The sequence below is a fragment of the Pseudonocardia zijingensis genome (genome assembly GCF_042657305.1).
Classification (GTDB): domain Bacteria; phylum Actinomycetota; class Actinomycetes; order Mycobacteriales; family Pseudonocardiaceae; genus Pseudonocardia; species Pseudonocardia zijingensis.
Window position 1 is genome coordinate 88018 of the sequence record NZ_JBHSKO010000005.1, and the last position, 24446, is coordinate 112463.

20 protein-coding genes are annotated in these 24446 nt (G+C 73.4%); 9 read left to right on the forward strand and 11 right to left on the reverse strand.

Translation table 11 applies throughout. From position 1 onward, the window contains the following. Positions 1-4 precede the first annotated feature (4 nt). Together sepH and serC are read right to left on the reverse strand one after the other, a co-directional pair. A complete protein-coding gene (gene sepH, locus ACFPL3_RS12550; protein ID WP_379588973.1) occupies positions 5-1267 on the reverse strand; it encodes a septation protein SepH in 1263 nt (420 codons plus the stop codon). Between the two features lie 142 nt (positions 1268-1409). After that, positions 1410-2546: a phosphoserine transaminase gene (gene serC, locus ACFPL3_RS12555; protein WP_343944042.1), complete on the reverse strand. Its 1137-nt coding sequence runs from the start codon at positions 2544-2546 to the stop codon at positions 1410-1412. 234 nt (positions 2547-2780) lie between these two features. On the opposite strand from serC, the gene ACFPL3_RS12560 reads away from it, so the two are divergent. Further along, positions 2781-4871: a hypothetical protein gene (locus ACFPL3_RS12560; protein ID WP_379588975.1), complete on the forward strand. Its 2091-nt coding sequence runs from the start codon at positions 2781-2783 to the stop codon at positions 4869-4871. Here the strand turns inward: ACFPL3_RS12560 and ACFPL3_RS12565 are convergent. Then, positions 4850-5812 carry a GlxA family transcriptional regulator gene (locus ACFPL3_RS12565; protein ID WP_343944045.1) on the reverse strand — a complete coding sequence of 321 codons (963 nt, stop codon included), beginning with the start codon at positions 5810-5812 and terminating at the stop codon, positions 4850-4852. The genes ACFPL3_RS12560 and ACFPL3_RS12565 overlap by 22 nt on opposite strands. Positions 5813-5882: 70 nt before the next feature. Between ACFPL3_RS12565 and ACFPL3_RS12570 the strand changes: the two genes are divergently transcribed. Continuing rightward, a complete protein-coding gene (locus ACFPL3_RS12570) occupies positions 5883-7139 on the forward strand; it encodes an MFS transporter (RefSeq protein ID WP_379588976.1) in 1257 nt (418 codons plus the stop codon). A 45-nt stretch (positions 7140-7184) separates the two neighbouring features. Here the strand turns inward: ACFPL3_RS12570 and ACFPL3_RS12575 are convergent, their stop codons facing one another. Then, positions 7185-8342 carry a citrate synthase 2 gene (locus ACFPL3_RS12575; RefSeq protein ID WP_379588978.1) on the reverse strand — a complete coding sequence of 386 codons (1158 nt, stop codon included), beginning with the start codon at positions 8340-8342 and terminating at the stop codon, positions 7185-7187. Positions 8343-8488: 146 nt separating this feature from the next. On the opposite strand from ACFPL3_RS12575, the gene pdxH reads away from it, so the two are divergent. From pdxH to ACFPL3_RS12595, 4 genes are all read left to right on the forward strand, one after another. Beyond that, entirely contained in the window at positions 8489-9142 is a 654-nt protein-coding gene (gene pdxH, locus ACFPL3_RS12580) for a pyridoxamine 5'-phosphate oxidase (protein WP_343944046.1), read from the forward strand. 102 nt (positions 9143-9244) lie between these two features. Then, positions 9245-10600 carry an MFS transporter gene (locus ACFPL3_RS12585; RefSeq protein ID WP_343944047.1) on the forward strand — a complete coding sequence of 452 codons (1356 nt, stop codon included), beginning with the start codon at positions 9245-9247 and terminating at the stop codon, positions 10598-10600. 104 nt (positions 10601-10704) lie between these two features. After that, entirely contained in the window at positions 10705-12006 is a 1302-nt protein-coding gene (locus ACFPL3_RS12590; protein ID WP_343944048.1) for a citrate synthase, read from the forward strand. 82 nt (positions 12007-12088) lie between these two features. Further along, positions 12089-12340 carry a hypothetical protein gene (locus ACFPL3_RS12595; protein ID WP_379588980.1) on the forward strand — a complete coding sequence of 84 codons (252 nt, stop codon included), beginning with the start codon at positions 12089-12091 and terminating at the stop codon, positions 12338-12340. 12 nt (positions 12341-12352) lie between these two features. On the opposite strand, the gene ACFPL3_RS12600 is transcribed toward ACFPL3_RS12595, so the two are convergent. Beyond that, entirely contained in the window at positions 12353-13543 is a 1191-nt protein-coding gene (locus tag ACFPL3_RS12600) for an ABC transporter permease (RefSeq protein WP_343944050.1), read from the reverse strand. Beyond that, a complete protein-coding gene (locus ACFPL3_RS12605; protein ID WP_343944051.1) occupies positions 13540-14454 on the reverse strand; it encodes an ABC transporter ATP-binding protein in 915 nt (304 codons plus the stop codon). Before ACFPL3_RS12605 ends, ACFPL3_RS12600 begins: the two co-directional genes overlap by 4 nt. 98 nt (positions 14455-14552) lie before the next feature. On the opposite strand from ACFPL3_RS12605, the gene ACFPL3_RS12610 reads away from it, so the two are divergent. Further along, positions 14553-15893 (forward strand): MFS transporter, encoded by a 1341-nt coding sequence (locus tag ACFPL3_RS12610; RefSeq protein WP_343944052.1) that lies wholly within the window; start codon positions 14553-14555, stop codon positions 15891-15893. A gap of 6 nt (positions 15894-15899) precedes the next feature. On the opposite strand, the gene ACFPL3_RS12615 is transcribed toward ACFPL3_RS12610, so the two are convergent. Then, the gene (locus tag ACFPL3_RS12615) at positions 15900-16931 is read right to left on the reverse strand and encodes a gamma-glutamylcyclotransferase family protein (protein WP_343944053.1); all 1032 of its coding nucleotides are present in this window, start codon (positions 16929-16931) and stop codon (positions 15900-15902) included. A 60-nt stretch (positions 16932-16991) separates the two neighbouring features. Between ACFPL3_RS12615 and ACFPL3_RS12620 the strand changes: the two genes are divergently transcribed. Beyond that, on the forward strand, positions 16992-18164 hold the full coding sequence (locus tag ACFPL3_RS12620) for an MFS transporter (protein WP_343944054.1): 1173 nt from the start codon (positions 16992-16994) through the stop codon (positions 18162-18164). Between the two features lie 111 nt (positions 18165-18275). Here ACFPL3_RS12620 and ACFPL3_RS12625 read toward each other — a convergent pair whose 3' ends face one another. Then, entirely contained in the window at positions 18276-18902 is a 627-nt protein-coding gene (locus ACFPL3_RS12625; RefSeq protein ID WP_343944055.1) for an MBL fold metallo-hydrolase, read from the reverse strand. After that, positions 18902-19987, reverse strand: coding sequence for an S-(hydroxymethyl)mycothiol dehydrogenase (locus tag ACFPL3_RS12630; protein ID WP_343944056.1), 1086 nt, complete (start codon positions 19985-19987; stop codon positions 18902-18904). The genes ACFPL3_RS12625 and ACFPL3_RS12630 overlap by 1 nt, the downstream gene beginning before the upstream one ends. Positions 19988-20065: 78 nt before the next feature. Here ACFPL3_RS12630 and ACFPL3_RS12635 point away from each other — a divergent pair, with 78 nt between their 5' ends. Next, entirely contained in the window at positions 20066-20830 is a 765-nt protein-coding gene (locus ACFPL3_RS12635) for an enoyl-CoA hydratase/isomerase family protein (protein ID WP_343944057.1), read from the forward strand. Positions 20831-20965: 135 nt separating this feature from the next. Here ACFPL3_RS12635 and ACFPL3_RS12640 read toward each other — a convergent pair whose 3' ends face one another. Together ACFPL3_RS12640 and ACFPL3_RS12645 are read right to left on the reverse strand one after the other, a co-directional pair. Next, the gene (locus ACFPL3_RS12640; RefSeq protein WP_343944058.1) at positions 20966-21481 is read right to left on the reverse strand and encodes a hypothetical protein; all 516 of its coding nucleotides are present in this window, start codon (positions 21479-21481) and stop codon (positions 20966-20968) included. Positions 21482-21648: 167 nt separating this feature from the next. Then, the gene (locus ACFPL3_RS12645; protein WP_343944059.1) at positions 21649-24429 is read right to left on the reverse strand and encodes an AfsR/SARP family transcriptional regulator; all 2781 of its coding nucleotides are present in this window, start codon (positions 24427-24429) and stop codon (positions 21649-21651) included. Positions 24430-24446: the final 17 nt, after the last annotated feature.

Here is a 24446-nt window from a genome sequence, read left to right on the forward strand (position 1 = left end):
TGTCTCACCGCTGTCCGCGCACCCCGAGCAGCACCTCGTCCCAGGACGGCATCACCGGCTTGCCCTTCTTCGTGCGCTTGCTCCCGGCGGGCGGCGCTGCCGCGGCGGCAGCGGCCGGCTCGGCGGCGGGCTTCTCCGCCGCCGGCTTCTCCGCGGGCTTCTCGGCAGCGGGCTTCCCGTCGCCGGGCTTCTCGGCAGGTTCCGCGGGTGCGGGCTTCTCCGCGACGGGCTCGGCGGGCGCGCTCGGCGCCTTCTCCGGACGGGCGGGTTCCGGGCGGCGGCGTTCCGGTGCGTCCCTGCGCGCGGCCGGCTTCGCGGAGCCTGGACGGGCGTCCTCGGTGCGCTCCGGCCTGCTCGGCGCGACCACGGCCTCGTCGTTCGCCTGCCGCCGGGGCCGCCGGTCGCGGTCCGCCTCCGCGGGGGCGGGCTCGGTGCGCGAGGGCTCGGCCGGGGCCTGGCGCTGGGTGGGCGGCACCGGCCGGCGCGGCTCGGGTGCGGTGCGGGGCGGGGTGCGCTCGGCGGTGCGCGCCTCCGCGGCGGCGGGCGGGTCGATCCGCGCACCGCGCACCGGGTCGGACGCCACCGCGCGCAGCTCCTCCTCGGGACCCGGGGCGGGTGCGGGTGCGGGCTCCTCGGAGCGGGCGATGTCGATGACCGGCCCGACGGTGCGCAGCGGCCGCGCGGGCAGGCCCTCGATCAGATCGCTCGCGTGCTCGTCGACGGCGGTGACGGTGCCGCCGTGCGCGCCCGGCTGGAACGTCCAGTGGGCGCGGTTGTCGGAGCGCCCGGCGTGCCAGGACAGGGAGACGACCCACTTGCCGTCCTCGCCCTTCCAGGAATCCCACTCCGCGTCGGCGTACTCCTGGCCGCGCAGGCCGAAGGTGTGGGCCACGACGTCGCCGAGCGTGCGGGTGTCGGGCCCGTCGGCGCGCATGGGGTGGGCCCGCTGGGCCACCTCCGCGGTGCGGGAACGCTCGAGCAGCACGGGGTAGGCGAACCGCTCGATCTTCTGCAACGGGACCCCGGCGGCGGCGGCGACCTGTTCCACGGACGCCCCGGCACGGATGCGGGCCTGGATCTCACGTGGACGCAACTGGCTCTCCAACTCGATAGAGATCTGTCCGAGCCGGGTGAGGTCCCCCCTGGCGGCGGCGCGCAGCTGCTCGTCCGCGGGCACGGTGTACCGCTCGCGTCGCACCGGGTCCTCGAGGACGACGGAGAACTCACCGCCGCCCTCGGTGATCCCGACGACCCGCAGCGCCCGCATCAGCGGCCCTCCCGCTCTCGTTCTCCCCGTCCGGGTGACGTTAGTTGCCGGATCGCGCCCTGCGTCGGAGGCGCGCCGACGTCACCAGGGTTGAGCTGGGACGGATGTTACTGCTGTGACTACGCAGCGCTCGTACGGGTGATCACGAGAGCCGTTCGACGACCCAGTCGATGCAGGCGGTGAGAGCGGTGACGTCGGCCGGATCGACCGCCGGGAACATGCCGATGCGCAGCTGGTTGCGGCCCAGCTTGCGGTACGGCTCCGTGTCGACGATCCCGTTGGCCCGCAGCACCTTCGCCACCGCGGAGGCGTCGACGGAGTCGACGAAGTCGATCGTGCCGACCACCTGCGACCGGTGGGCGGGCTCCGCGACGAACGGGGTGGCGAACTCCGACTTCTCGGCCCACGCGTACAGCCGCCCGGACGAGTCGGCCGTGCGCGCGACGCAGGCGTCCAGGCCGCCGAGCCCGAGCATCCAGTCGATCTGCTCCGCCATGAGCACGAGCGTGGCGATCGCCGGGGTGTTGTAGGTCTGCTCCTTGACCGAGTTGTCCACCGCCGTGGCCAGCGAGAGGAACGGCGGGATCCAGCGGTCGGTGGCGGCGAGCTCGCTCACGCGCTCCAGCGCGGCGGGGCTCATCAGCGCGGCCCAGAGCCCGCCGTCGGAGGCGAAGCCCTTCTGCGGCGCGAAGTAGTAGGCGTCGGCCTGGCTCACGTCGACCGGCAGGCCGGCCGCGCCGGACGTGGCGTCGATGAGCACCAGCTGGTCGGCCGTGGCGCCCTCCGGGCGCACGACCGGCACGGACACACCGGTGGACGTCTCGTTGTGCGCCCAGGCCAGCACGTCGCACGTGGGGTCGGTGGTCGGCTCGGGCGCGCTGCCCGGCTCGGCCTTCACCACCACCGGCTCGGCGAGGAACGGCGCACCCCGGGTGGAGTCGGCGAACTTCGAGGAGAACTCGCCGTACGTGAGGTGCAGCGCGCGCTCGCGCACCAGGCCGAACGCGGCCGCGTCCCAGAACGCTGTGGACCCGCCGTTGCCGAGGACGACCTCGTACCCCTCCGGCAGCGAGAACAGCTCACGCAACCCGGAGCGCACCCGCCCGACCAGCGACTTCACCGGCTTCTGGCGGTGCGAGGTTCCCATGATCGCCGCACCGGCCCCGGCGAGCGCCGCGAGCTGCTCGGGGCGGACCTTGGAGGGTCCGCAGCCGAACCGGCCGTCGGCGGGCTTGAGGTCGGCGGGGATCTGCAGGTCGGTGGACGAGGAAACGGTCACCTCCCCAGTGTCTCAGCCGCGCCGGCGCCCGAACGGGTGCGGGTCCTCCCGGTGGGCGGAGAAACCGCACTTCACACCCCCGATGTCCACTTCACGGGCGGCCGGCCCGGCGCGAACGGCGCCCCGCGTGGGAGAAGTCACGGCGCCGACGCGCCCGGCTGCAGTGGGTGCACGCGTGCCGCCGTTCGCTGACACGATGGGAAGTGATCGTCGGTTGAAGGAGCACGCGGAGAGATGTCGAACGCATCGGACAAGCCGGAGGACGAGGGCGCGGCCGCGCGTCCGCAGCCGGATCCCGCGGGTGAACCGCCGGCCGGCCCCTTCGCCGCCGGCTCGTCCGGGGAGTCGCGCGCGGATGAGCCCGCCGCCGGCCCGTCCCGCGACGAGCCGGCTGCCGGGTCGGCCGGCAGCTCGTCCGCGAGTGCGGGGCCCGCCCCCGCCGCCGACGCCGGGACCCCGGCGAACACCGGAGATGCGGGCTCCCCGGGGGGCGGAGAGGCGGCGAGCGTGGAGCCGGCCGCCGACGCAGCCGGTGCGGGACCCGCCGCCGACGCGGCGTCCGCCGGGAGCGCTGCCGGTGAAGGAGCCACCTCCGCTGAAGCTGGTGGTGCGGGCGGTGCGGGGGATGCCGCGGACGCGACGGTGGTGAGCGCGGCGGACGTGAACGCCGGCTCCGCTGAACCTGGTGGTGCGGGCGGCGCGGGGGACGCCGACGCGACGACCGTGGTGAGCGCGGCCGACGCGAGCGCCGCGGGCAGCGCTGGTGAGGCCGAGCCCGCGGGGCGCGCCGCCGATCCGGCATCGGCCGATGCCGCGACCGGGGGGAGCGCTGACGACGCGACGGTCGCGGGGAACGCATCCGACGAGACGACCGTGGTGGGTGCAGCCGATTCAGCTGCCGCGAGCGCCGGTGGTGCGCCGCCGGGGGAGAACGGCGGCGCGGCCCCTGGCGACGGCGGGGGAGCGGCGGCGCCCGACCCCACCGCGCACCTGGGCACGCCGCCGGGTCACCAGCAGACCGACGTGCAGCCGGCCGGGTACGGGCAGCCCGCGTATGGACAGCAGGAGTACGGGCAGCCCTACGGGTACTGGCAGTGGCAGCAGGGACATGCGCAGCCCGGGTACGGCCAGCCTGGTTACGGCCAGCCCGGCTATGGCCAGCCCGGGTATGGCCAGCCCGGGTATGGCCAGCCCGGGTATGGCCAGCCCGGGTACAGCCAGCCGGCGTACGGGCAGCCCGCGTATGGACAGCAGGGCTACGGGCAGCCGTCCGGTTACTGGCAGTCGGGGTACGGGCAGCCCGGGTACGGGCAGGGCTACGGCGAGCAGGGCCATGGGCAGCCCGGGTACGGGCAGCCCGGGTACGGCCAGCAGGGTCATGGGCAGCCGGGCTACGGCACGTCCGGGCAGCAGGCCTACCCGCCGTACGGGCCGCCCGGGTCGGTCCCGCAGCCGGGGGTCGTGCCCCTGCGCCCGCTCACCACAGGTGACGTGCTGGCCGGGGCCGGCCGCTTCATCAGGGCCAACCCAGCCCTGACGATCGGGCTCAGCGCGGTGGTCGTCTTCGTGAGCCAGGTGCTCCAGCTCGGCCTGGAGTTCGCGCTGCCGTCGATCGACCCCGCGGAGTTGGAGCGGGGGCGGGTCGCGGGGCTGGCCGGCGCGGTGTTCGGGGGGTTCGGGAGCGGGCTGTTCGGCATCGTGCTCGGCACCGCGCTCACCGGCGTGCTGTTCGTGGCGCTCGGCCAGGCCGTGATCGGCCGCCACATCGGGGCGGGCCAGGCCGTGAAGGTGGTCGCGCCCCGGCTGCTCGGCCTGATCGGGCTGATGCTGCTGATCTCGCTGGTGGTCGTGGGGATCTTCGTGGTGGGCATGCTCGGGCTCGTCGCCGCGGCCACGGGATCGGGCAATGGGATCGCGCTGGGGCTCCTCCTCCTGCTGGCAGGCTTGGTCGCCATCGTCTACCTGGGCGTGCTGTGGGCGTTCGCGAGCGCCGCGTACGTGCTGGAGCCGATCGGCGTGGTGGACGCGCTGAAGCGGTCGGCCCGGCTCGTGCACGGGGCGTGGTGGCGGACCTTCGGCGTGCTGTTGCTGGCCGGCCTCATCGTGGGCGTGGCGGCGATCGTCGTGCTGGGCGTGTTCGGCGCGCTCGTCGACCGGCCGGCGGACCTCGTCGACCTGGCCCGGGTCGCGATCGGCTCCACGGTGGTCGGCACGTTCGCCACCCCCTTCACCGTGGGGGTCACCGGGCTGCTCTACGTGGACCAGCGGATCCGCCGGGAACGTCTCGACGTCGAGCTGGCGCGCTACCCGGCCGACCCGCGGTAGGTGCGGCGGTACGCCAGCGGCGCCACGCCGATGGCGGCGTGCAGGTGCTGGCGCAGCGACGCGGTGGTGCCGAACCCGGTCTCGGCGGCGATGCGCTCCACCGGGAGGTCGGTGGACTCCAGCAGCCGGCGCGCGGCCGCCACCCGCTGGGTGGCGACCCACCGCGCCGGGCTCATGCCGGTCTCCTCGCGGAAGTGGCGGGTGAAGGTGCGCACGCTCATGGCGGCGTGCGCGGCCAGGTCGGCGAGGGCCAGCGGTTCATGGAGCCGTTCGAGGACCCATGACCTGGTGGGGGCCGTCCTCGCTCCGTCGACCTCGGGCAGCGGCTCCATGAACTGCGACTGACCGCCCTCGCGCCACGGTGCGACGACGCTGCGGCGGGCCACGCGGTTGGCCACGGCCGCGCCGTGGTCGCGCCGCACGATGTGCAGCATCAGGTCGATGCCCGCGGCGTTGCCCGCGGAGGTGAGGACGTCGCCGTCGTCGACGTACAGGACGTCGGCGTCCAGCTTCACCTGCGGGAACAGCGCCCGGAACGCGTCGGCGTGCATCCAGTGGGTGGTGGCAGGGCGGCCGTCCAGCAGGCCCGCGGCGGCGAGCACGAACGCGCCGGTGCAGATGGAGACCATCCGGGCGGACAGGCCGTCGAGCGCCCCGGCGACGTCGGGCTCGAGAGCCCCGCGTTCCATGGGCGACCCGCCGTAGATGCCCGGGATGATCACGGTGTCGGCCGTGCGCAGGATGGAGGCGTCGTGCTCGGGGAGCACGCGGTACCCCGCTGACGTGCGCACCGGCCCGCCGTCGAGCGTGGCGACGCGCACCCGGTAGAGGGGCCGGTCCGCGTCGTCGACGGCCGTGCCGATCAGCTTGTGGGGGAGGCCCAGCTCGAACGCCACCACCTGGGGCAGCGCCAACACCGCGACCTCGTGCCGGTCGTGCATGGCCCGATTCTTTCATGTGTTGACCGTCGGGCCACTGTCGGATCGCGCGCCGCCCCGTGATGCTCGTGGGGTGACACAGCTCGACAGCGCGCGATCGACCCGGATCCACCCCGCCTGGTGGGTGGCCGCCGTGACCTTCCTCGCCCTCGTCGGCGCTGCCGGGTTCCGGGCGGTGCCCGGCGTGCTGATGAATCCGCTGCACGACGAGTTCGGCTGGTCCATCAGCACGATCTCGCTGGCCGCCGCCGTCAACATGGCGCTCTACGGGCTGACGGCTCCGTTCGCCGCCGCGTTGATGGAGCGCTTCGGCATCCGCCGCGTCGTCTCGGCGGCGCTGGTGGTGGTGGCCGCGGGCAGCGGCCTCACCGTGTTCATGACGGCGAGCTGGCAGCTGATCCTCTGCTGGGGCGTGCTCGTTGGCCTGGGCACGGGTGCGATGGCGCTCGCGCTGGTGGCCACGGTCACCGGGCGCTGGTTCGTCGCCCGCCGGGGCCTGGTGTCGGGCGTGCTGACGGCGGGCGGTGCCGCGGGCGGGCTGGTGTTCCTGCCGCTCGTCTCCCAGGTCGCCGAGAGCCACGGCTGGCGGCCCGCCTCGCTCGCGGTGTCGTTCTCGGCGCTCGCGGTGGCTCCGCTCGTCATGTGGCTGCTGCGCGACCGGCCCCGCGACCTCGGCGTGGCGCCCTACGGCGGCACCCCGGCCGACGACGTCGACCCGGTGCGCAGCGGTGCCGCCCGGCTGGCGCTGCGGGCGCTCGCCGACGCGGCCCGGACGAAGGGGTTCTGGTACCTGGCGGCCGGGATGATGATCTGCGGGGCCACCACGATGGGGCTGATCCAGCCGCATTTCGTGCCCGCCGCGCACGACCACGGCATGCCGCAGACGGTGGCCGCGGGACTGCTCGCCCTCGTCGGGATCTTCGACGTGGCGGGCACGATCGCGTCCGGCTGGCTCACCGACCGGGTCGACCCGCGCTACCTGCTGCTCGTCTACTACGTGCTGCGCGGGCTGTCGCTGCTGGCGCTACCGGCGCTGTTCGGGCCGGACATCCAGGCGAGCATGGTGGCGTTCATCGTGTTCTACGGCCTGGACTGGGTGGCCACGATCCCGCCGACGATGGCGCTGTGCCGGGAGCTGTTCGGCGCGGCCGCGCCCGTGGTCTTCGGGTGGGTGTTCGCCTCGCACCAGGTGGGTGCGGCGGCGATGGCGCTGGGTGCGGGCATCGTGCGCGACGAGCTGGGCGCCTACGACACGGCCTGGTATGCGGGCGGAGCGCTCTGCGTGGTGGCGGGCTTCCTCTCGCTGGCGGTGCGCGCTACGCGCCCGTGAGTGGATACGAGTGCCGGAGCACTCGTATCCACTCACGGGGCCTGATCAGCGGATTTCCGCCCAGCCTTCTACGTCCTCGGGGCGGCGCGGGCCGGGGCCGATGTACTGCGCGCTCGGGCGCACCAGCTTGCCCTCGTGCTTCTGCTCCATGATGTGCGCCGACCACCCGGCGGTGCGGGCGCTGGTGAACATCGCGGGCATCATGTGCGGCGGCACCTCGGCGAAGTCGAGGATCACGGCGGCCCAGAACTCGACGTTCGTCTCGATCGGGTGGTCGGGACGGCGGGTGCGCAGCTCGGTGAGCGCGGCCTGCTCCAGCGCGGCGGCGGCTTCGTAGCGGGGGGCGTCGAGCTCCCGGCAGGTGCGGCGCAGCACGCGGGCGCGCGGGTCCTCGGCGCGGTAGACGCGGTGGCCGAAGCCCATCAGGCGTTCCTTGCGGTCGAGGATGCCCTTGACCAGGCCCTCGGGGTCGCCGGTGCGCTCGACCTCCTCGATCATCGGCAGCACGCGGGCCGGTGCGCCGCCGTGCAGCGGGCCGGACATCGCGCCGATCGCACCGGACAGCGACGCGGCGACGTCGGCGCCGGTGGAGGCGATCACGCGGGCCGTGAACGTCGAGGCGTTCATGCCGTGCTCGGCCGCCGAGACCCAGTACGCGTCGACGGCCGCGATGTGCCTCGGGTCCGGTTCGCCCCGCCAGCGCGTCATGAACCGCTCGGTGATCGTGGAGCACTCGTCGATGCGCGACTGCGGCACCGCGGGCACGCCGATCCCGCGCGCCGACTGCGCCACGTACGACAGCGCCATCACCGACGCCCTGGCGAGCTGGTCGCGGGCCTCCTCGTCGCCGATGTCGAGCAGCGGGCGGTAGCCCCAGTACGGCGCGAGCATGGCGAGCGCGGCCTGCACGTCCACGCGGACGTCACCGGTGTGCACCGGGATCGGGAACGGCTCGGCGGGCGGCAGGCCGGGACCGAACCGGCCGTCGACCAGCAACGCCCAGACGTTGCCGAAGGTGACCTTCCCGGCGAGGTCCTCGACGTCGACGCCGCGGTAGCGCAGGGCGCCCCCGTCCTTGTCGGGCTCGGCGATGCGGGTGCGGAAGGCGACGTGGCCCTCCAGGCCGGGCGTGAAACCGGGCGGAGGCGGGGGTACCGCCTCCGAACCCTGGTCCGAACCGGGTGCGGTCGGCGCAGTGGTCACGCGTCCTCCTCGTCGTGGTTGGCGCAACCATCCCGCTGCATCCGGAGGTGGTGCAATGGGCGTCCGGGTGGCTTCGGTCACCGGGGGTGCCGATCGGGTGGCGTTGCACATAGCGTGGTGGGTCCGCTACCCCGGGGGAGGCGTCGATGGCGGAGCAGCTTGCGACGATGCGTGTCGACTACGCACGTACGGACGAGCTGGACGTGGGTGATCTCGCTGCCACGTGGCACGAGCAGCTCGCGGCATGGCTGGACGAGGCCATCACCGACGGCGTCGCGGAACCGAACGCGATGGTGCTGGCCACCACGGACGAGGACGCCAAACCGACCTCGCGCACGGTGCTCTGCAAGGGGCTCGACGCGCGCGGCATCGTCTTCTACACGAACTACACGTCCGTGAAGAGTCACCAGCTGCGCGCCACGCGGTACGCCTCGGCCACCTTCCCCTGGTACGCCCAGCACCGGCAGGTGCACGTCCGCGGCAACGTCGAACTGGTCACGCCCGCCGAGAACGCCGCCTACTGGGCCAGCCGCCCCCGTGGTTCCCAGCTGGGTGCCTGGGCGTCGGCGCAGTCGTCCGAGGTGCGGGACCGGCGGGTGCTCGACGACGCGCTCGAGGCCGCCACGCAGCGGTTCGCCGGCGAGGAGAAGGTGCCCCCGCCTCCGCACTGGGGTGGCTGGCGGATCCTGCCCGAGCAGGTCGAGTTCTGGCAGGGCCGGCGCAACCGGATGCACGACCGGCTGCGCTACGAGCTGGATGCGCACAGCCGCATCTGGCGCATCCGCCGCCTCGCCCCCTGAGGTCCCAGGGCGGGGGGATCCGCCCGGTCCGATCGTGAGGCCGGGCACTCCGGACGTCGGCCGGGGCGCGCTGCGCGGTCCTCTGGTGGTACTCGTTGTCGCATGACAACGTCCGGTCCGGATGGCCCCACGAAGCCGATCACCACCGGACCGGACGCGCCGACGAGCCCCACGGCGCGCCGCGGCGACTCCACCACCCGCCGGATCGGGCGCGCCATCCGCGGGGTGCTCACCGACACCCGGCCGCTGCGCACCCCGGCCTACCGCAGGCTGTGGACGGCCGGGATCGTCACGGTGATCGGCGCGCAGCTGTCGGTGGTGGCGGTGCCCGCGCAGATCTACCAGCTCACGGGGTCGTCGGCGTACGTCGGCCTGACGGGGCTGTTCGGGCTCGTGCCGCTGGTCGTGTTCGGCCTGTGGGGTGGCGCGATCGCCGACGCCATGGATCGGCGCACGTTGCTGCTGTTCAGCGGGGCGGGGATCGCGCTGTCGTCGCTGGCGCTGTGGGTCACGGCGGCGAGCGGTGTGGGCGGCGTGTGGCTGGTGCTCGTGCTGTTCGCGGTGCAGACGGCGTTCCTCGCGGTCAACCAGCCCGCGCGCAACGCGGTGATCCCGCGGTTGCTGCCGCTGGACCAGATCCCGGCCGCGAACACGCTCAACATGACCGTCTTCCAGACGGGTGCGATCGCGGGCCCGCTGCTGGCCGGCGTCCTGATCCCGACGATCGGGCTCCCCACGCTCTACCTGCTCGACGCGATCGCGCTGCTCGCCACGCTGTGGGCCACCTGGAAGCTGCCGCCGGTGCCGCCGGAGACCAACGGCGAGCGCAGGCGGGCCGGACTGCGCGAGATCGCCGCGGGCTTCCGGTACGCCGCGCTGCACGCCGTGCTCCTCGTCTCGTTCCTGATGGACGTCGTGGCGATGGCGTTCGGCATGCCGCGGGTGGTGTTCCCGGAGATCGCGCAGACGGTGTTCGGCGACCCGCCGGGCGGCGGCGTCGCGTACGGGGCCCTGTTCGCCGCGATCCCGGCCGGGATGGTGGTGGCAGGCCTGTTCTCCGGCAGCCTGCACCGGGTGCGGCGGCAGGGGGTGGCCGTCACGATCGCGATCTGCGTGTGGGGTGTCGGCATCACCCTGTTCGGCCTCGCCGGCTCGCTGTGGCTCGCGGTGCTGTTCCTCGCCCTCGCAGGCGCGGGTGACCTGGTGAGCAGCGTGTTCCGGATGTCGATCCTGCAGACGGTGGCTACCGACGAGATGCGGGGCCGCATGCAGGGGGTGTTCGCCGTGGTGGTGGCCGGTGGGCCCAGGGTGGCGGACATGTGGCACGGGCCCGCCGCCGACTGGTGGGGGCCGGGCGTTGCCGCGTCGATCGGTGGCGTCCTCGTGGTCGTCGGTGCCGTCGTGGTGGTGGCGGTGTTCCCGGTCTTCTGGCGTTACCGGGCTGTTCACGGCACATGACGTCAGCCGTGATGAACGCGTCAACGCCAGGACGGGCGCAATCTCGATCCGGAGCACTAGCGTTGCGGCCAACCACGGAAACATGAGTGTGAGGGAACCTCCACATGGCCGACGAGACCACCAGCGCCGCTGTCCTGAACCACCCTGGCGGCGCGTACGAGATGGCGATCCGGCCCGCGACCGAGGGTGCGTCCGCGTTCGACATCTCGAAGCTGCTGTCGTCGACGGGGCTGACCACGCTCGACTCGGGTTACGGAAACACCGCCGCGTGCACGTCGGCGATCACCTACATCGACGGTGACGCCGGCATCCTGCGCTACCGCGGGTACCCGATCGACCAGCTGGCCGAGAGCTCCACGTTCCTGGAGGTCAGCTACCTGCTGATCTACGGGGAACTGCCGACGCAGGCGCAGCTCGATTCGTTCACGAACCGGATCAGCCGCCATACGCTGCTGCACGAGGACCTGAAACGGTTCTTCGACGGGTTCCCGCGCGACGCGCACCCGATGCCGGTGCTGTCCAGCGCCGTCAGCGCGCTTTCCACCTTCTACCAGGACAGCCTCGACCCGTTCGACGAGGACGCGGTGGAGCTGTCCACGGTACGGTTGCTGGCCAAGGTGCCCACGATCGCGGCGTACGCCTACAAGAAGTCGATGGGCCAGCCGTTCCTCTACCCGGACAACTCGCTGGGCCTGGTCGAGAACTTCCTCCGGATGACCTTCGGGTTCCCGGCCGAGCCGTACGAGGTCGACCCCGACTTCGTCCGTGCGCTCGACGTGCTGCTCATCCTGCACGCCGACCACGAGCAGAACTGCTCGACGTCCACGGTCCGGATGGTGGGCTCCTCGCAGGCCAACCTGTTCGCGAGCATCTCGGCGGGCATCAACGCCCTGTTCGGTCCGCTGCACGGCGGCGCCAACCAGGCGGTGCTGGAGATGCTGCAGCGCATCCGCGATGTGGAGGACGGCAACGTCGACGCGTTCGTCGAGCGCGTGAAGAAGCGGGAGCACGGTGCCCGCCTCATGGGCTTCGGGCACCGGGTCTACAAGAACTACGACCCGCGCGCCCGGATCGTGAAGCAGAGCGCCGACGAGATCCTGAAGAAGCTCGGCGTCAACGACCAGCTGCTCGACATCGCGAAGGCGCTGGAGGAGCGCGCGCTGGCCGACGACTACTTCATCGAGCGCAAGCTCTACCCGAACGTCGACTTCTACACCGGTGTGATCTACCGGGCCATGGGCTTCCCCACCAAGATGTTCACGGTGCTGTTCGCCCTCGGCCGCCTGCCGGGGTGGATCGCCCACTGGCGGGAGATGATCAACGACCCGACCACCAAGATCGGCCGGCCGCGCCAGCTGTACGTCGGCTCCACGGAGCGCCCGTACGTGCCGATGGCGGGCCGCTGACCCGATCCGGACGGCGGGGCGCGGCGCGCGGATGCGGCGGGCGGCCTACTCTTCTGGCGCATCCGGCGGAAGGATGAGGTCGATGGAGAGTGTCGAAGGGCACCGGGGCCGTCGCGGCCGCTGGCTGGTGCTCGCCGTGTTGCTGGCGATCGCGGTGTGGGCTGTCAGGTCGTGGCGGTCCGCCCGTGCGGACACCGACACCGGGTGGCCGCCACCTCGGCTCGCGGAGTCCGGCGCGGCACCGCAGGCGCCCGCCCTGCAGCCGCAGGCCGCGCCCGCCGAGCAGGCACCGCGGCGCCCGTCGCCGCGGCCCCGCCCGGCGCCGGCCGGCTGATCGACGGCAGCGTCAGGACGGTGTGCCGGCCAAGGCCTCGCGGAGGCTGACGCGGGCGCCGGTGCGCAACACCGAGTTCCGGTAGACGCGCCCGGCGACCCGCACCACCACCACGATCGTGGCCGCGGCGATCCCCGCGGCCACGATCACCTCTCCCAGGGACGCGACGCCGAGCGCGTAGCGCGCGGGCATCACGGTCTGGGAGAAGAACGGGATGAACGACAGCACGGTGGCGAGCCCGTTGCGCGGGTCGTTGGGCAGCAGGTTGAGCGTCAGGATGAACGGGATCAGCAGCAGGAAGATCATCGGTGCCACCACGGACTGCAGTTCCTCCTGCCGCGAGACCGTGGAGCCCACGGCCGCGTAGAGCGAGGCGTAGAGGAAGAACCCGAGCAGGTACCAGAGCACGACCATCACGAACATGCCCACCGCGGCGCCCGGCACCACCAGGAGCCCGGCGGCACCCGCTCCGAACGCGGCGATGCCGCTGAGGATCACCAGCTGCAGCAGGCCCACCGCGCCCAGCCCGAGCACCTTGCCCGCGAGCAGCTGCCACGGGGTGATCGTGGCGAGCAGCAGCTCCACCACGCGGCTCTGCTTCTCCTCCACCACACCGGTGGCCACCAGGCTGCCGTAGCCGCTGAGCGAGAAGAACAGCAGGATCGTGCCCACGACGGCCACGGCGAGCCGCTGGCCGCGGGCGTCGTCGGCCGGCTCCAGGGTGGAGACGTCGAGCGCGGACGCGTCCCTGACCTGCCCGGGGTCGACCCCGGCCCCGGCGAGCGCAGCCGATACCGCCTGCTGCTCCACCGCGGTGAGGACGATCGCCTGCAGGTCGCCGTCGACGGAGTCGAGGCCGACCAGGTCGTAGCTGCCCGGCGCCCCGGTGAGCAGGGCGTCCAGCTCGCCGGTGCGCACCTGCTCGCGGCCCGCGGCGTCGTCGACCTCGCGCACGGTGAGCTGCACGCCCTGCAGGTGCGCCGTGTGCTCCAGGGCAGGCCCCAGGGGTGCGGACCCGGGGGTGAGGCCGAGCGAGTGGCCTGCCGTCTGCCCGCCGATGTACGCGCCGAGCAGGAAGATGCCGCTGAAGAAGACCAGCGTGACGACGATCCCGATCACGAAGCTGCGGGAGCGCACATGGGTGACGAACTCCCGGCGCGCGACGAGCAGCACCGCGCTCCGCGCGGGCAGGGGCGCGCTCATGCCGCCGCGTCCCCGGGTGCCGGGCTCGCCCGCACCACGTCGCGGTAGAGCTCGGTGAGCGGCGGGCGCCAGCGGCGGAACTCCCGCACCGGCCCGGCGGCGAGCGCGGCGCGCAGCACGTCCTGGTCGTCGGTGCCCGCGGCGAGGCGCAGGCGGGTGTGCCCGTCGCCGTCGACGAGGACCTCGACCCCGGGCAGGTCCGTCGCCCATCCCGCCGGCGGGCCCTCGACGTCGAGCACCGCCGAGGCGCCGCCGCGCGCCCGCAGGTCGGCCACGCTGCCTACGGCGACCATGCGCCCGTCCGCGATGATCCCGATCCGGTCGCAGAGCCGCTCCACCAGCTCGAGCTGGTGGCTGGAGAAGATCACCGGGACGCCGGCGTCGGCCTTGGCGCGCAACACCGTGCTCATCACCTCGACTGCGGTGGGGTCGAGCCCGGAGAAGGGCTCGTCGAGCACGAGCACCTCCGGGTCGTGCACGAGCGCGGCGCACAGCTGCACCCGCTGCTGGTTGCCGAGGGAGAGCTTCTGCACCTCGTCGCCGAGCCGGTCGCCGACGCCGAGCCGCTCGGTCCAGCGCGTCACGGCCGCGGCGGCGTCGGCGCGGCCCAGGCCGTGCAGCCGGGCCAGGTACTGCAGCTGGTCGCCGACGCGCATCTTCGGGTAGAGGCCCCGCTCCTCGGGCATGTATCCGATGCGCCGCCGCAGGTCGGCGTCCACCGCGCGGCCGTTCCAGCGCACCTCGCCCGAGTCGGCCGAGAGCACACCCAGCACGATGCGCATCGTGGTGGTCTTACCTGCGCCGTTGCTGCCGACGAAGCCGAACACCTCACCGCGCTCGACGGTGAACGAGACGTCCTCCAGCGCCTGGCGGGAGCCGAAGCGCTTGCCGACCCGAACGATCTCCAGCACCGCTCGACCGTAGGCCCAGGGCGCCGTGCCAGCTGTTGCGGGCCCACTCCACCCCTCTTAGCGTCGTTCGGCAAACCGCAAGGGGGGTACCTAGGAATATGGCCACAACGGAAGAGAACGCCTCACCGGAGGTCGACGAGCGCACCGTGCGCAAGGCGGTGGGCGCCGCCGCGATGGGCAACCTGGTCGAGTGGTTCGACTACGGCATCTACAGCTACGTGGCGATCTACATCGCCACGAGCTTCTTCCCGGGCGGGGACTCGGGCTCGAACGTGGCGCTCACCTTCGCCCTGTTCGCGGTGGCCTACCTGGTGCGGCCGCTGGGCGGGACGATCCTCGGCCCGCTGGGCGACCGGATCGGGCGCAAGCGCGTGCTCGCGCTCACGATCGTCGTGATGTCGGCGGCGAGCTTCGCCATCGGGTTGCTGCCGACGTTCGGCATGGTGGGGTGGCTGGCGCCGATCCTGCTGGTGCTCGCCCGGCTGGTGCAGGGCTTCGCGACGGGCGGTGAGTACGGCGGGGCCGCCGCCTTCATCGCGGAGTACGCGCCGGACAAGCGGCGCGGCTTCTACTGCAGCTTCCTCGAGTTCGGCACCACGGGCGGGTTCGTGCTCGCGGCCGGACTGGTGATGATCCTCGAGCTCGGGCTGTCGCCGGACGCCATGGCCACGTGGGGCTGGCGGATCCCGTTCCTGATCGCCGGTCCGCTCGGGCTCGTCGGGCTGTACCTGCGGAGCAAGCTCGAGGACACGCCCGCGTTCCGGGAGCTCGAGGAGCAGCAGCAGGTGTCGGACTCCCCGCTCAAGGACACGCTCGTGCACCACTGGCGGCCGGTGCTGGTCTGCATGGGCCTGGTGCTGTTCTACAACGTGGCCGTCTACACGATCCTCTTCTACATGCCGACCTACCTGCAGACCACGCTCGGCCTGGAGGCCACGCCGGCGCTGCTGTACATCCTCGGCATGATGCTGATGATCATGTTCGTGATCATCCCGGTGGGTGCGCTGTCCGACCGGATCGGCCGCAAGCCGCTGATCGTCACGGCGTGCGTCGGGTTCATCCTGCTCGGCTACCCGGCGTTCATGCTGCTCGCGCTGGGCACGGTGCTCGGCACGGTGGCCGGGCTGGCCATCCTCGGCCTGCTGCTGGTGCTGCTGCTCGGCACGATGTCGGCCACGCTCCCGGCGCTCTTCAACACCGACGTGCGCTACGGCGGCTTCTCGATCGGCTACAACCTGTCCACATCGATCTTCGGTGGCACCGCCCCGTTCATCCTGGAGACGCTGGTGATCAGCACCGGCAACAACGCGATGCCGGGGATCTACATCGTCGTGGCCTCGGTCATCTCGCTGGCGGCCGTGATCGCGGTGACGGAGAGCGCGCGCAAGCCGCTGCCCGGCGCGGCGGCCGCAGCGGCGCTGACCCCGCGGCTGGCCTGAGCCCGCTCACCAGCCGGTGGGCAGGGGCGCGAGCCCGTCGAAGGACTCCGCCCAGACGTAGGCCCAGCACGTGGTGCCGTCGCTGGTCACCACCCGCTCGCGGCGGTACTGCGCGCCCTCGTGGTCATCGAGTGCGGGCAGCACCGCCGCCGGGTCGCGCAGCGGCACGACCCAGCCGGGAGCGCGGTCGCCGGTGCCCCGCCGCAACGCCGGGTAGCCGAGGCGGGTGTCGTAGACCGTCCCGTCCACGGTGGCTCGCCACGGAGCGCCCGCGGCGTGCGGGGCCAGCAGGTGCCATGAGCGCTCTCCCGGGCTCAGGAGCCCGTAGGCGAACAGAGCGGGCGGCCACTCGTCGGGATGGGGTGCGCCGGTCACGGTGGGGGCGTCGAGGCCGTCGTCGGCCGGTGCGCCGGCGAGCCCCTGCGCCGCCTCCTGCGGGAGGTCGGCGCACCGGACGAGGGCGCCGTCGACCCGCAGCGGGCGGCGGACGGCGCCGTGCGCCACGTAGCACCACGGCTCGACGACCGGGGTGCCGCCGTCCTCGGTGTGCACCTCGCCGGTGCGCAGCCGGGCCAGCCGGAAGCGCTCGTCGCGGCCCTCGCAGCGGTCCAGCACCGCGATCTGGTCGGGTGTGGCGAGCCACACCACGTGCTCCTCGACCACGCCGGGCGCCGCGGCGAGCACAGCTGGGCGCTGGCCGTCGCGCTTGCGCAGCCCGCTCGCCCACACCGCGGCGATCCCGCGGGTGCGGACGCGCAGCGCCACGACCGGTCCCTCGCCCATCCCGAGCGCCCGGCGCAGCCAGGTGATCTTGCTGGGGCAGCGGTTGGACCCGTACGCGAGCACGGGCACGCGCTGCGCGCGGGGCGCCCCGCCGTGTCGGGCGAGCCAGTGGTCGAGGGGGTGGCCGTCGACGGTCCAGCCGTGCCGCGGGTCGCGCCGCAGCGGGTGCGACCGCTCGTCAACGTGCGCGAACGAGAAGCCGGGCACGCGGCCGGGGTAGGGATCCGCGGGGAAGTCGGTGTCGGGGAGCGGCACCGGACCAGGGTGCCCCGGCCACCGGCGGTCGCGTCAACCGTCCATGCCTAGGCTCGGGGCGTGGTACCGACGAGCGCTCCTGCCGGGATTGCCGGCGCCCCGTTCCGCTTCATGCTCGGTGCCACGGTGCTCTGCTTCAGCGGGTACGCGTTGCTGCTGCCGGTGGTGCCGCTCTGGGCGGAGCGCGGTGGCTCGGGGGCGTTCGGCTCGGGGGCCACCACCGCGGTGCTGATGGCCACCACCGTCGCAACCCAGCTCGCGGTGCCGTGGATGCTCGTGCGGTTCGGCCACCGCTGGGTGCTGGCGGCGGGCTGCGCGCTCCTGGGCGCCCCGACGCCGTTCCTCGCCCTGTCGGCCGACCTCGCACCCGTGCTGCTGCTGTCCGCGCTGCGCGGCGTGGGGTTCGGGCTGGCCACGGTGGCCGGCAGCGCCCTCGTGGCCGAGCTCGTGCCGCGGGAGCAGCACGGGAGGGCCGCGGGACGCTACGGGCTCGCGGTCGGGTTGCCCCAGCTCGTGCTGCTGGCGGCCGGGGTGGCCCTCGTCGAACGGGTGGGGTTCACCGCCGTGTTCGTGGCGGCCGGGGTGGCGCCGGTGCTGGGCGCGCTGCTCGTGCCGGCGATCCGCATGTCCGGCGGACCCGTCGTGGTGGCGGCGGGCACGCGCGCCCGGCCCACGGCCCGCGCGGCACTCGCCCCGGTGCTCGCCATGCTCACGTGTTCGATCGCGCAGGGCGGCCTGATCACGTTCCTGCCGCTCGCGGTGCCGGGCGCCGGGCTGCTCGTGCCCATGGCGCTGCTCACCACGGCAGCGGGCTCGCTGCTGGGCAGGCTGGTGGCGGGCGAGCTCGTGGACCGGCGCGGCTGGGGCGGCCGGTTGCTCGTGCCGGGGATGCTGCTCTCGGCCGCCGGGATGATCGCCGAGGTCGCGGCCCTGGGCACCGGCACGGGCGCGCTGGTGGTGGCCGGGTCCACCGCCGTCGGCTTCGGCTTCGGCATGGTGCAGAACGACTCCCTCACCGTGCTGTTCGCCGCGTTCGGCAGCGCGGGCTACGGCGCGGCGAGCGCGGTGTGGAACATCGCCTTCGACGCGGGCACCGGCGCGGGCGCGCTCGGCCTGGGCGCCGTGGCCGATCCCTTCGGCTACCCGGCGGCGTTCGGCACGGCGGCGGGGCTGCTGCTCGTCGGCGTGGTGGTGGCCTGGGCCAGGCCCGGGGCCGCGGTCGGGAGGTCGTGAGCCTCCGCCGCGGCCCGGAGCCGGGCGGAGCTACCGCTCCTCGGCGCTCAGCGGCTCGAGAGCGGCGAGGGTCGTCGCGAGGGTGCCCTGGGCCGACGGACCTGCCCGGGGTCAGTGCCCTCGCGCAATCCACTCCTCCAGGTGCGGGAGCTCGTCGCCGATGGCCGTGGAGTCGCCGTGGCCCGTGCGCACCACGGTGTCGCCGGGCAGCGTCAGCAGCCGGCCGCGGATCGAGTCGATGATCGTGTCGAACGACGAGTACGACCGTCCGGTGGCCCCGGGGCCGCCCTGGAACAGGGTGTCGCCGGTGAAGACGGTGCCCAGCTCGGGTGCGTGCAGGCTGCACGAGCCGGGGGAGTGGCCCGGGGTGTGCAGCACGCGCAGCTCGACGCCGCCCGCGCTCACCGTGTCGCCGTCGGCCAGCTCGCGGTCGGGCTTGCGGTCCGGGTGGGTCATCTCCCACAGCGGCGCCTCGCCCGGGTGCAGCAGGATCGGCGCCCCGAACCGGTCGGCCAGCTCCGGCGCCTTGCGCACGTGGTCGTCGTGGCCGTGCGTGCACACCACGGCGACGAGGCGCCGGTCGCCGATCGCCGCGGCGATGGCGTCGGCGTCGTGCGGGGCGTCGATCACGAGCACCTCGCGGTCGTCGCCGACGATCCACACGTTGTTGTCGACGTCCCAGGTGCCGCCGTCGAGCGAGAACGTGCCGGAGGTGACCAGGTGGTCGATCGGCGGCATCAGAGCACCACCACCGAACGCAGCACGTCGCCCTTGTGCATCTTCTCGAAGGCGGACTCGACGTCGCCCAGCCCGATCGTCTCGCTGACGAACTTCTCCAGCGGCAGCCTGCCCTGCAGGTGCAGGTCCACGAGCATCGGGAAGTCGCGCGACGGCAGGCAGTCGCCGTACCAGGACGACTTGAGCGCGCCGCCGCGGCCGAACACGTCGATGAGCGGCAGCTCGATCGTCATGTCCGGGGTGGGCACGCCGACCAGCACGACGGTGCCTGCGAGGTCGCGGGCGTAGAAGGCCTGCTTGTAGGTCTCCGGGCGGCCGACCGCCTCGACGACGACGTCGGCGCCGTTGCCGTCGGTGAGCGCCTGCACGCCCTCGACCACGTCCTGCTCGCGCGAGTTGATGGTGTGGGTGGCCCCGAACTCCTTGGCCCAGCCGAGCTTCCGGTCGTCCACGTCGATCGCGATGATCGTGGAGGCGCCGGCGAGCCGGGCGCCCGCGATGGCGGCGTCGCCCACGCCGCCGCAGCCGATCACGGCGATCGAGTCGCCGCGGCCCACCTGGCCGGTGTTGATGGCCGCGCCGATGCCGGCCATGACGCCGCAGCCGAGCAGGCCCGCGACCTCCGGCTTGACGGCGGGGTTGACCTTCGTGCACTGCCCGGCGTGGACGAGCGTCTTCTCGATGAACGCGCCGATGCCGAGGGCGGGCGAGAGCTCCTGGCCCGACTCGAGCGTCATCTTCTGCGCCGCGTTGTGCGTGGAGAAGCAGTACCAGGGCTCGCCGCGCCTGCAGGCGCGGCAGGTGCCGTCGACGGCGCGCCAGTTGAGGATCACGAAGTCACCGGGCGCCACGTCGGTGACACCCTCGCCGACCGACTCGACGACGCCGGCGGCCTCGTGGCCGAGGAGGAACGGGAACTCGTCGTTGATCCCGCCCTCGCGGTAGTGCAGGTCGGTGTGGCAGACCCCGCAGGCCTGCACCTTCACCACTGCTTCGCCGGGCCCCGGGTCCGGCACGATCACGGTCTCCAGGGAGACCGGCGCGCCCTTCTTGTGCGCGACGACCCCGCGGACCTGCTGCGGCATGGCAATCCCTCACCTCGTTGTCCGGATGCGTGCATGCGCAGCCTGCCATGTGAAGCGGCCGTCGGTAGGTTCGACCGCGTGCTCGAACGCGATGACGTGGATGTCGAAGGTGTTCCGATCGCGGTGCTGCGCATGGCGCACGGACCGGTCAACGCAATGGATCTCGAGCTGTGCCAGGCGCTCTCCGAACGGTTCCGCGAACTCGCGGACGATCCGGCCCGTGCGGTGGTGGTCACCGGATCGGACCGAGCCTTCTCGGCAGGTGTCGACCTCAAGCGCTGCACCGACGGCGGCGACGCGTACGTCGCGAAGTTCCTCCCGGCGCTGGCCGACTCCTTCCGCGCCGCGTTCGAGCTGCCCAAGCCGCTCGTCGCGGCCGTCAACAACCACGCGATCGCGGGCGGGTGCATCCTCGCGGCGTGCGCGGACGTCGTGCTCATGGCCGAGGGCGGGGGCAAGATCGGGGTGCCCGAGCTCCGGGTGGGGGTGCCGTTCCCGCGCATCGCGCTGGAGGTGTTGCGCGAGGCGGTGGGGGAACGCGGAGCGCGCGACTTCGTGATGGGCGCGCAGACGTACGGGCCGGAGCAGGCCGCGCAGCTCGGGCTCGTGCACGAGGTCGTGCCGGCCGCCGAGCTGGGGTCGCGGGCCGTGGCCGCGGCGGCGGCGCTCGCGGGCGACATCCCGTCCGACACCTTCGCCACCACCAAGGCGCAGCTGCGACGCGGGGCGCTGGAGCGCACCGACCGCTACCGCGACGAGGACGAGCTGGTCGAGGCGCTGTGGGAGCGGCACATCGGCGACGGCTGGGTGGCCGGGTACCTGGCGTCGGTAACCCGCCGCTGACGGGACTCGGGAGGTTCAGGAAAGCCACATTCAGGGCCTGTGCGGCCTTGAATGTGGCTTTCCTGCCCTCCGAGGGCGGCGCCGGCGACCCCGAACGCCCACCCCGCCGGTGGTCCTGTTCCTCCGGACCGTGGATCAGAGCCCGAAGAAGCCCCTCAGCTGGTCCCACGTGCCGGCCGAACCCGCGCCCGTCGTGATCTCCGCGGTGTCGACGTGCGAACCCGAGAGGTCGGACCAGTCCTCGGTGGGCTCGCCCTTCTCGAGCGGCACCGCCAGCGCGCCGACCTCACCGAGGCTCGTCGACTCCGGCGCGTCCGCGGCCACCGTGTAGGAGGCCTGCGACGTCTTCGACTCGCCCGGCGCGAACTTCCCGAACTCGTCGCTGAAGTTGCAGCTGACGAGGTCGCCACCCTCCTCGTTCGTGCCGGTCTTCTGGCAGCGCGTCACGTCGAAGTTGAGCACGACGTCCGGCGGGAGCGAGACGTTGACGAGGACGCCGTCGGTGGCCTCGTCCCCGCCGTTGGTGAGCTCGTAGGTGATCAGGCCCTCGGTCCCGGGAGCGACCGGGTCGGGCTCCTGGATCTCGAGCGTGAATGCGTGTTCCTCGTCCGCGAAAGCGGGAGAAGCGAGAATGGTGCCGCCGAGCGCCATCGATGCGGTTGCGCCGGTGACGGCTGCAATGCGGGCGATTCTGCGTCGGCTGCGTGCCGAGTCCACTCAAATCCTCCAAGTAGTGGGGAGCGGTTGGTCGATCCATGAGGCCAACGAAGGGGGAACGCTCCCGTCACGCTTTCGAGTGAGTGGCTGGACCTGGCAATTCAAGGGTTCTGCATGGCGTCTGCAAGCTTTCGTTCGATCTTTTCGGCGGCGCGCGGCCTGCCGCGGGCGCGGTGGATCGCGAGCGCCTCCTGCCAGCTGGCGCGGGCGGCGTCGAGATCCCCCGCTGCGCGGTGGGCGTCGCCGAGGCGGCTCAGCGCGAGCGCCTCGACGTTGACGTCGGGCGTGGCCCGGCTGGCCGCCACGGACCGGCGGAGGCACTCGATCGCCTCGGCCCGCTTCCCGAGGCGCAGGTGCGCGTAGCCGAGGGTGTGCCACATCCCGGCCGTCGGGCAGCCCTCGATCCCGCCCGCCACCCGGAGGGCCGCCGTGGCGTGGGTGAGGGTCTCCGCGTAGTTCCCCAGCTGGGCGTGGCACCACCCCACGCCGTTGAGGGCGTAGGCCTCGCCCACCCGGTCGCCGTCGGCGCGGGCGAGCTCCAGTGCCTGCTCGGCGTGGGTGAGCGCCTCGGTGTGCCGGCCGTGCGGTTCGAGCAGGCGCCCGAACCCGATGTGCACGGCGGCCTGGCCCGCGCGGTCGCCCAGCTGCCGGTACAGCTCGAGCGCGCGTTCCAGGTGCGCGTACGCGTCGGAGAACGCACCCAGCCGGGTGCACGCCCTGGCGAAGGCCCGCAGCACGATCGCCTCCACGGCGGGCGAGCCGAGGCGCTGCGCCGCGGCGAGCGCGGTGGCGCAGGCATCGGCGTAGTCGTGCCAGTGCGCGTGCCGGTCGAGGAACTCGCCGATCGTCCATTCCAGCTGCCAGCAGTGGGTGTCGAAGCCCAGCTGCGCGGCGAGCCGGATCGCGGCGAGCACCACCGGGCGCTCGGTGGCGAACCACGCCCTGGCCCGCGACAGGTCGGCAGGCGCCTCCGGTGAGACGCCGTCCGCGGGCGGGGCGACGTCGATCCGCTTGCGGGTGGGCGTGATGATCGAGCTGGCGGCGATGCCGGTGTGCAGGTAGTGGTCCAGCGCCCGGCGGACGGCGGCGTGCCGCTCGGCGTCGGTGTCGTCTGCGCCGCTGCGTTCGGCGGCGTACTCCCGCAGCAGGTCGTGGAGGGTGAAGCGGCCGGGGCGGTGCTCGGTGAGCAGGCTCGCCCGCACCAGTTCGGCGAGGAGGGCACGCACCTCCCGGACGCCGACGCCGGCGAGGCTGGCCGCGGCCGGGAGGCCGATGTCCGGGCCCGGGTGCAGGCCGAGCAGCCGGAACAGCCGGGCGGCCTCGGGGCGCAGCGTCCGGTAGGACCACGAGAACACGCTCCGCAGGTCGGCGCGGGGGTCCCCGGCGTCCAGCGCGTCCAGGCGGCCTTCGTCCTGCAGCTCGGCCGCCACCGCCGACAGCGGGAAGCCGGGCCGGGTGCCGGCCCGGGCGGCCACGATGCTCAGCGCGAGCGGCAGCCCGGCGCAGGCCTTCAGCACGGCGGCCACCGCGTCCGGCTCCGCGTCGAGACGCTCGCGGCCGAGGTGGCCGGCCAGGAGCGTCCGCGCGTCCGGCTCGGGCAGGACGTCCAGGGTGATCGGGCGGGCACCGTGCACCGCCACGAGTCCGCCGAGCTGGCGCCTGCTGGTGAGCAGGACGGTGCAGCTCGGGCTGCCCGGCAGCAGCGGGACGACCTGGTCGGTGTCGCGGGCGTTGTCCAGCAGCACGAGCATGCGCTTGCCCGCCACCAGGCTGCGGTACAGCGCTGCCTGGGCATCGAGGCCGTGCGGGATGGCCTCGACCTCCACACCCAGCCCGTCCAGGAAGCTGCGTACCACCGCCTCGGCCGGGAGCGGTTCCGCGGCGTCGCCGATCCCGCCGTCGAACCCGCGGAGGTTCGCATACAGCTGGCCGTCCGGGAAGTGCTCGAGGTTGCGGTACGCCCAGTGCAGCGCGAGCGCGGTCTTCCCGATCCCGCCGGAGCCGCCGACGGCGGAGATCGCGACCGGACGGCCCGCCGGGCGCAGGGGCGCCAGCGCCTCGTCGAGAGCGGCGAGCTCCGCGCTACGGCCCGAGAACACCGGCGGCGGCGCGGGCAGCTGGCGGGGCACCGGCAGCTCGCGGGCGCGCGGCCGGACGTCGAGCGACGGGGTGGCGTCGAGCATCTGCCGGTGGAGCCGTTGCAGCGCGGGACCCGGATCCGCGCCCAGTTCGTCGGCCAGCCGCAACCGGACGTCCTCGTAGCGCTGCAGCGCCTCGGCCTGGCGGCCGCTGCGGTACAGGGCGAGCAGCAGCTGGTGGGCCAGTCGTTCGTCGAGCGGGTGTTCCTCGGCCCGTGCGGTGAGCTCGGCCAGCACGCTCGTGTGCTCGCCGCGGCGGAGCTGGACGTCGTAGAGGTCGAGCTCCGCGGCGAACCGCTCGGCGCTCAGCGCGTCGCGGGTGCGCGCCGCCCACGGCGTGTCCAGGCCGGCGAGCACCGGGCCCCGCCAGCAGCGCAGCGCCTCGGCCAGCCGGGCCGCCGCGGTCTCGTCGTCGGTGCTGCGGGCCGATGCCGACAGGCGGCGGAACCGGTGCACGTCGACGGCGTCCTCGTCGACGACGAGGGAATAGCCACCGGGCCGTCGCTGGATCTCGCAGGACAGCGCCGATCGCAGCCGTGACACATAACTCTGCAATGTGGGAACGGCCCGTAACGGCGGGTTGTCGCCCCAGATCCGGGCCGTCAACTCCTCGGTGCCGACGACGCGATTCGCGTCGGTGAGCAATGCCCCGAGCACGTACCGTTGTCGCGGGGATCCGAGATCGACGGACCGGCCGTTCTCGTGTGCCTCGACCGGGCCGAGCACGCTGAATCGCAAACCCATCGGCGGCGAGGGTACGC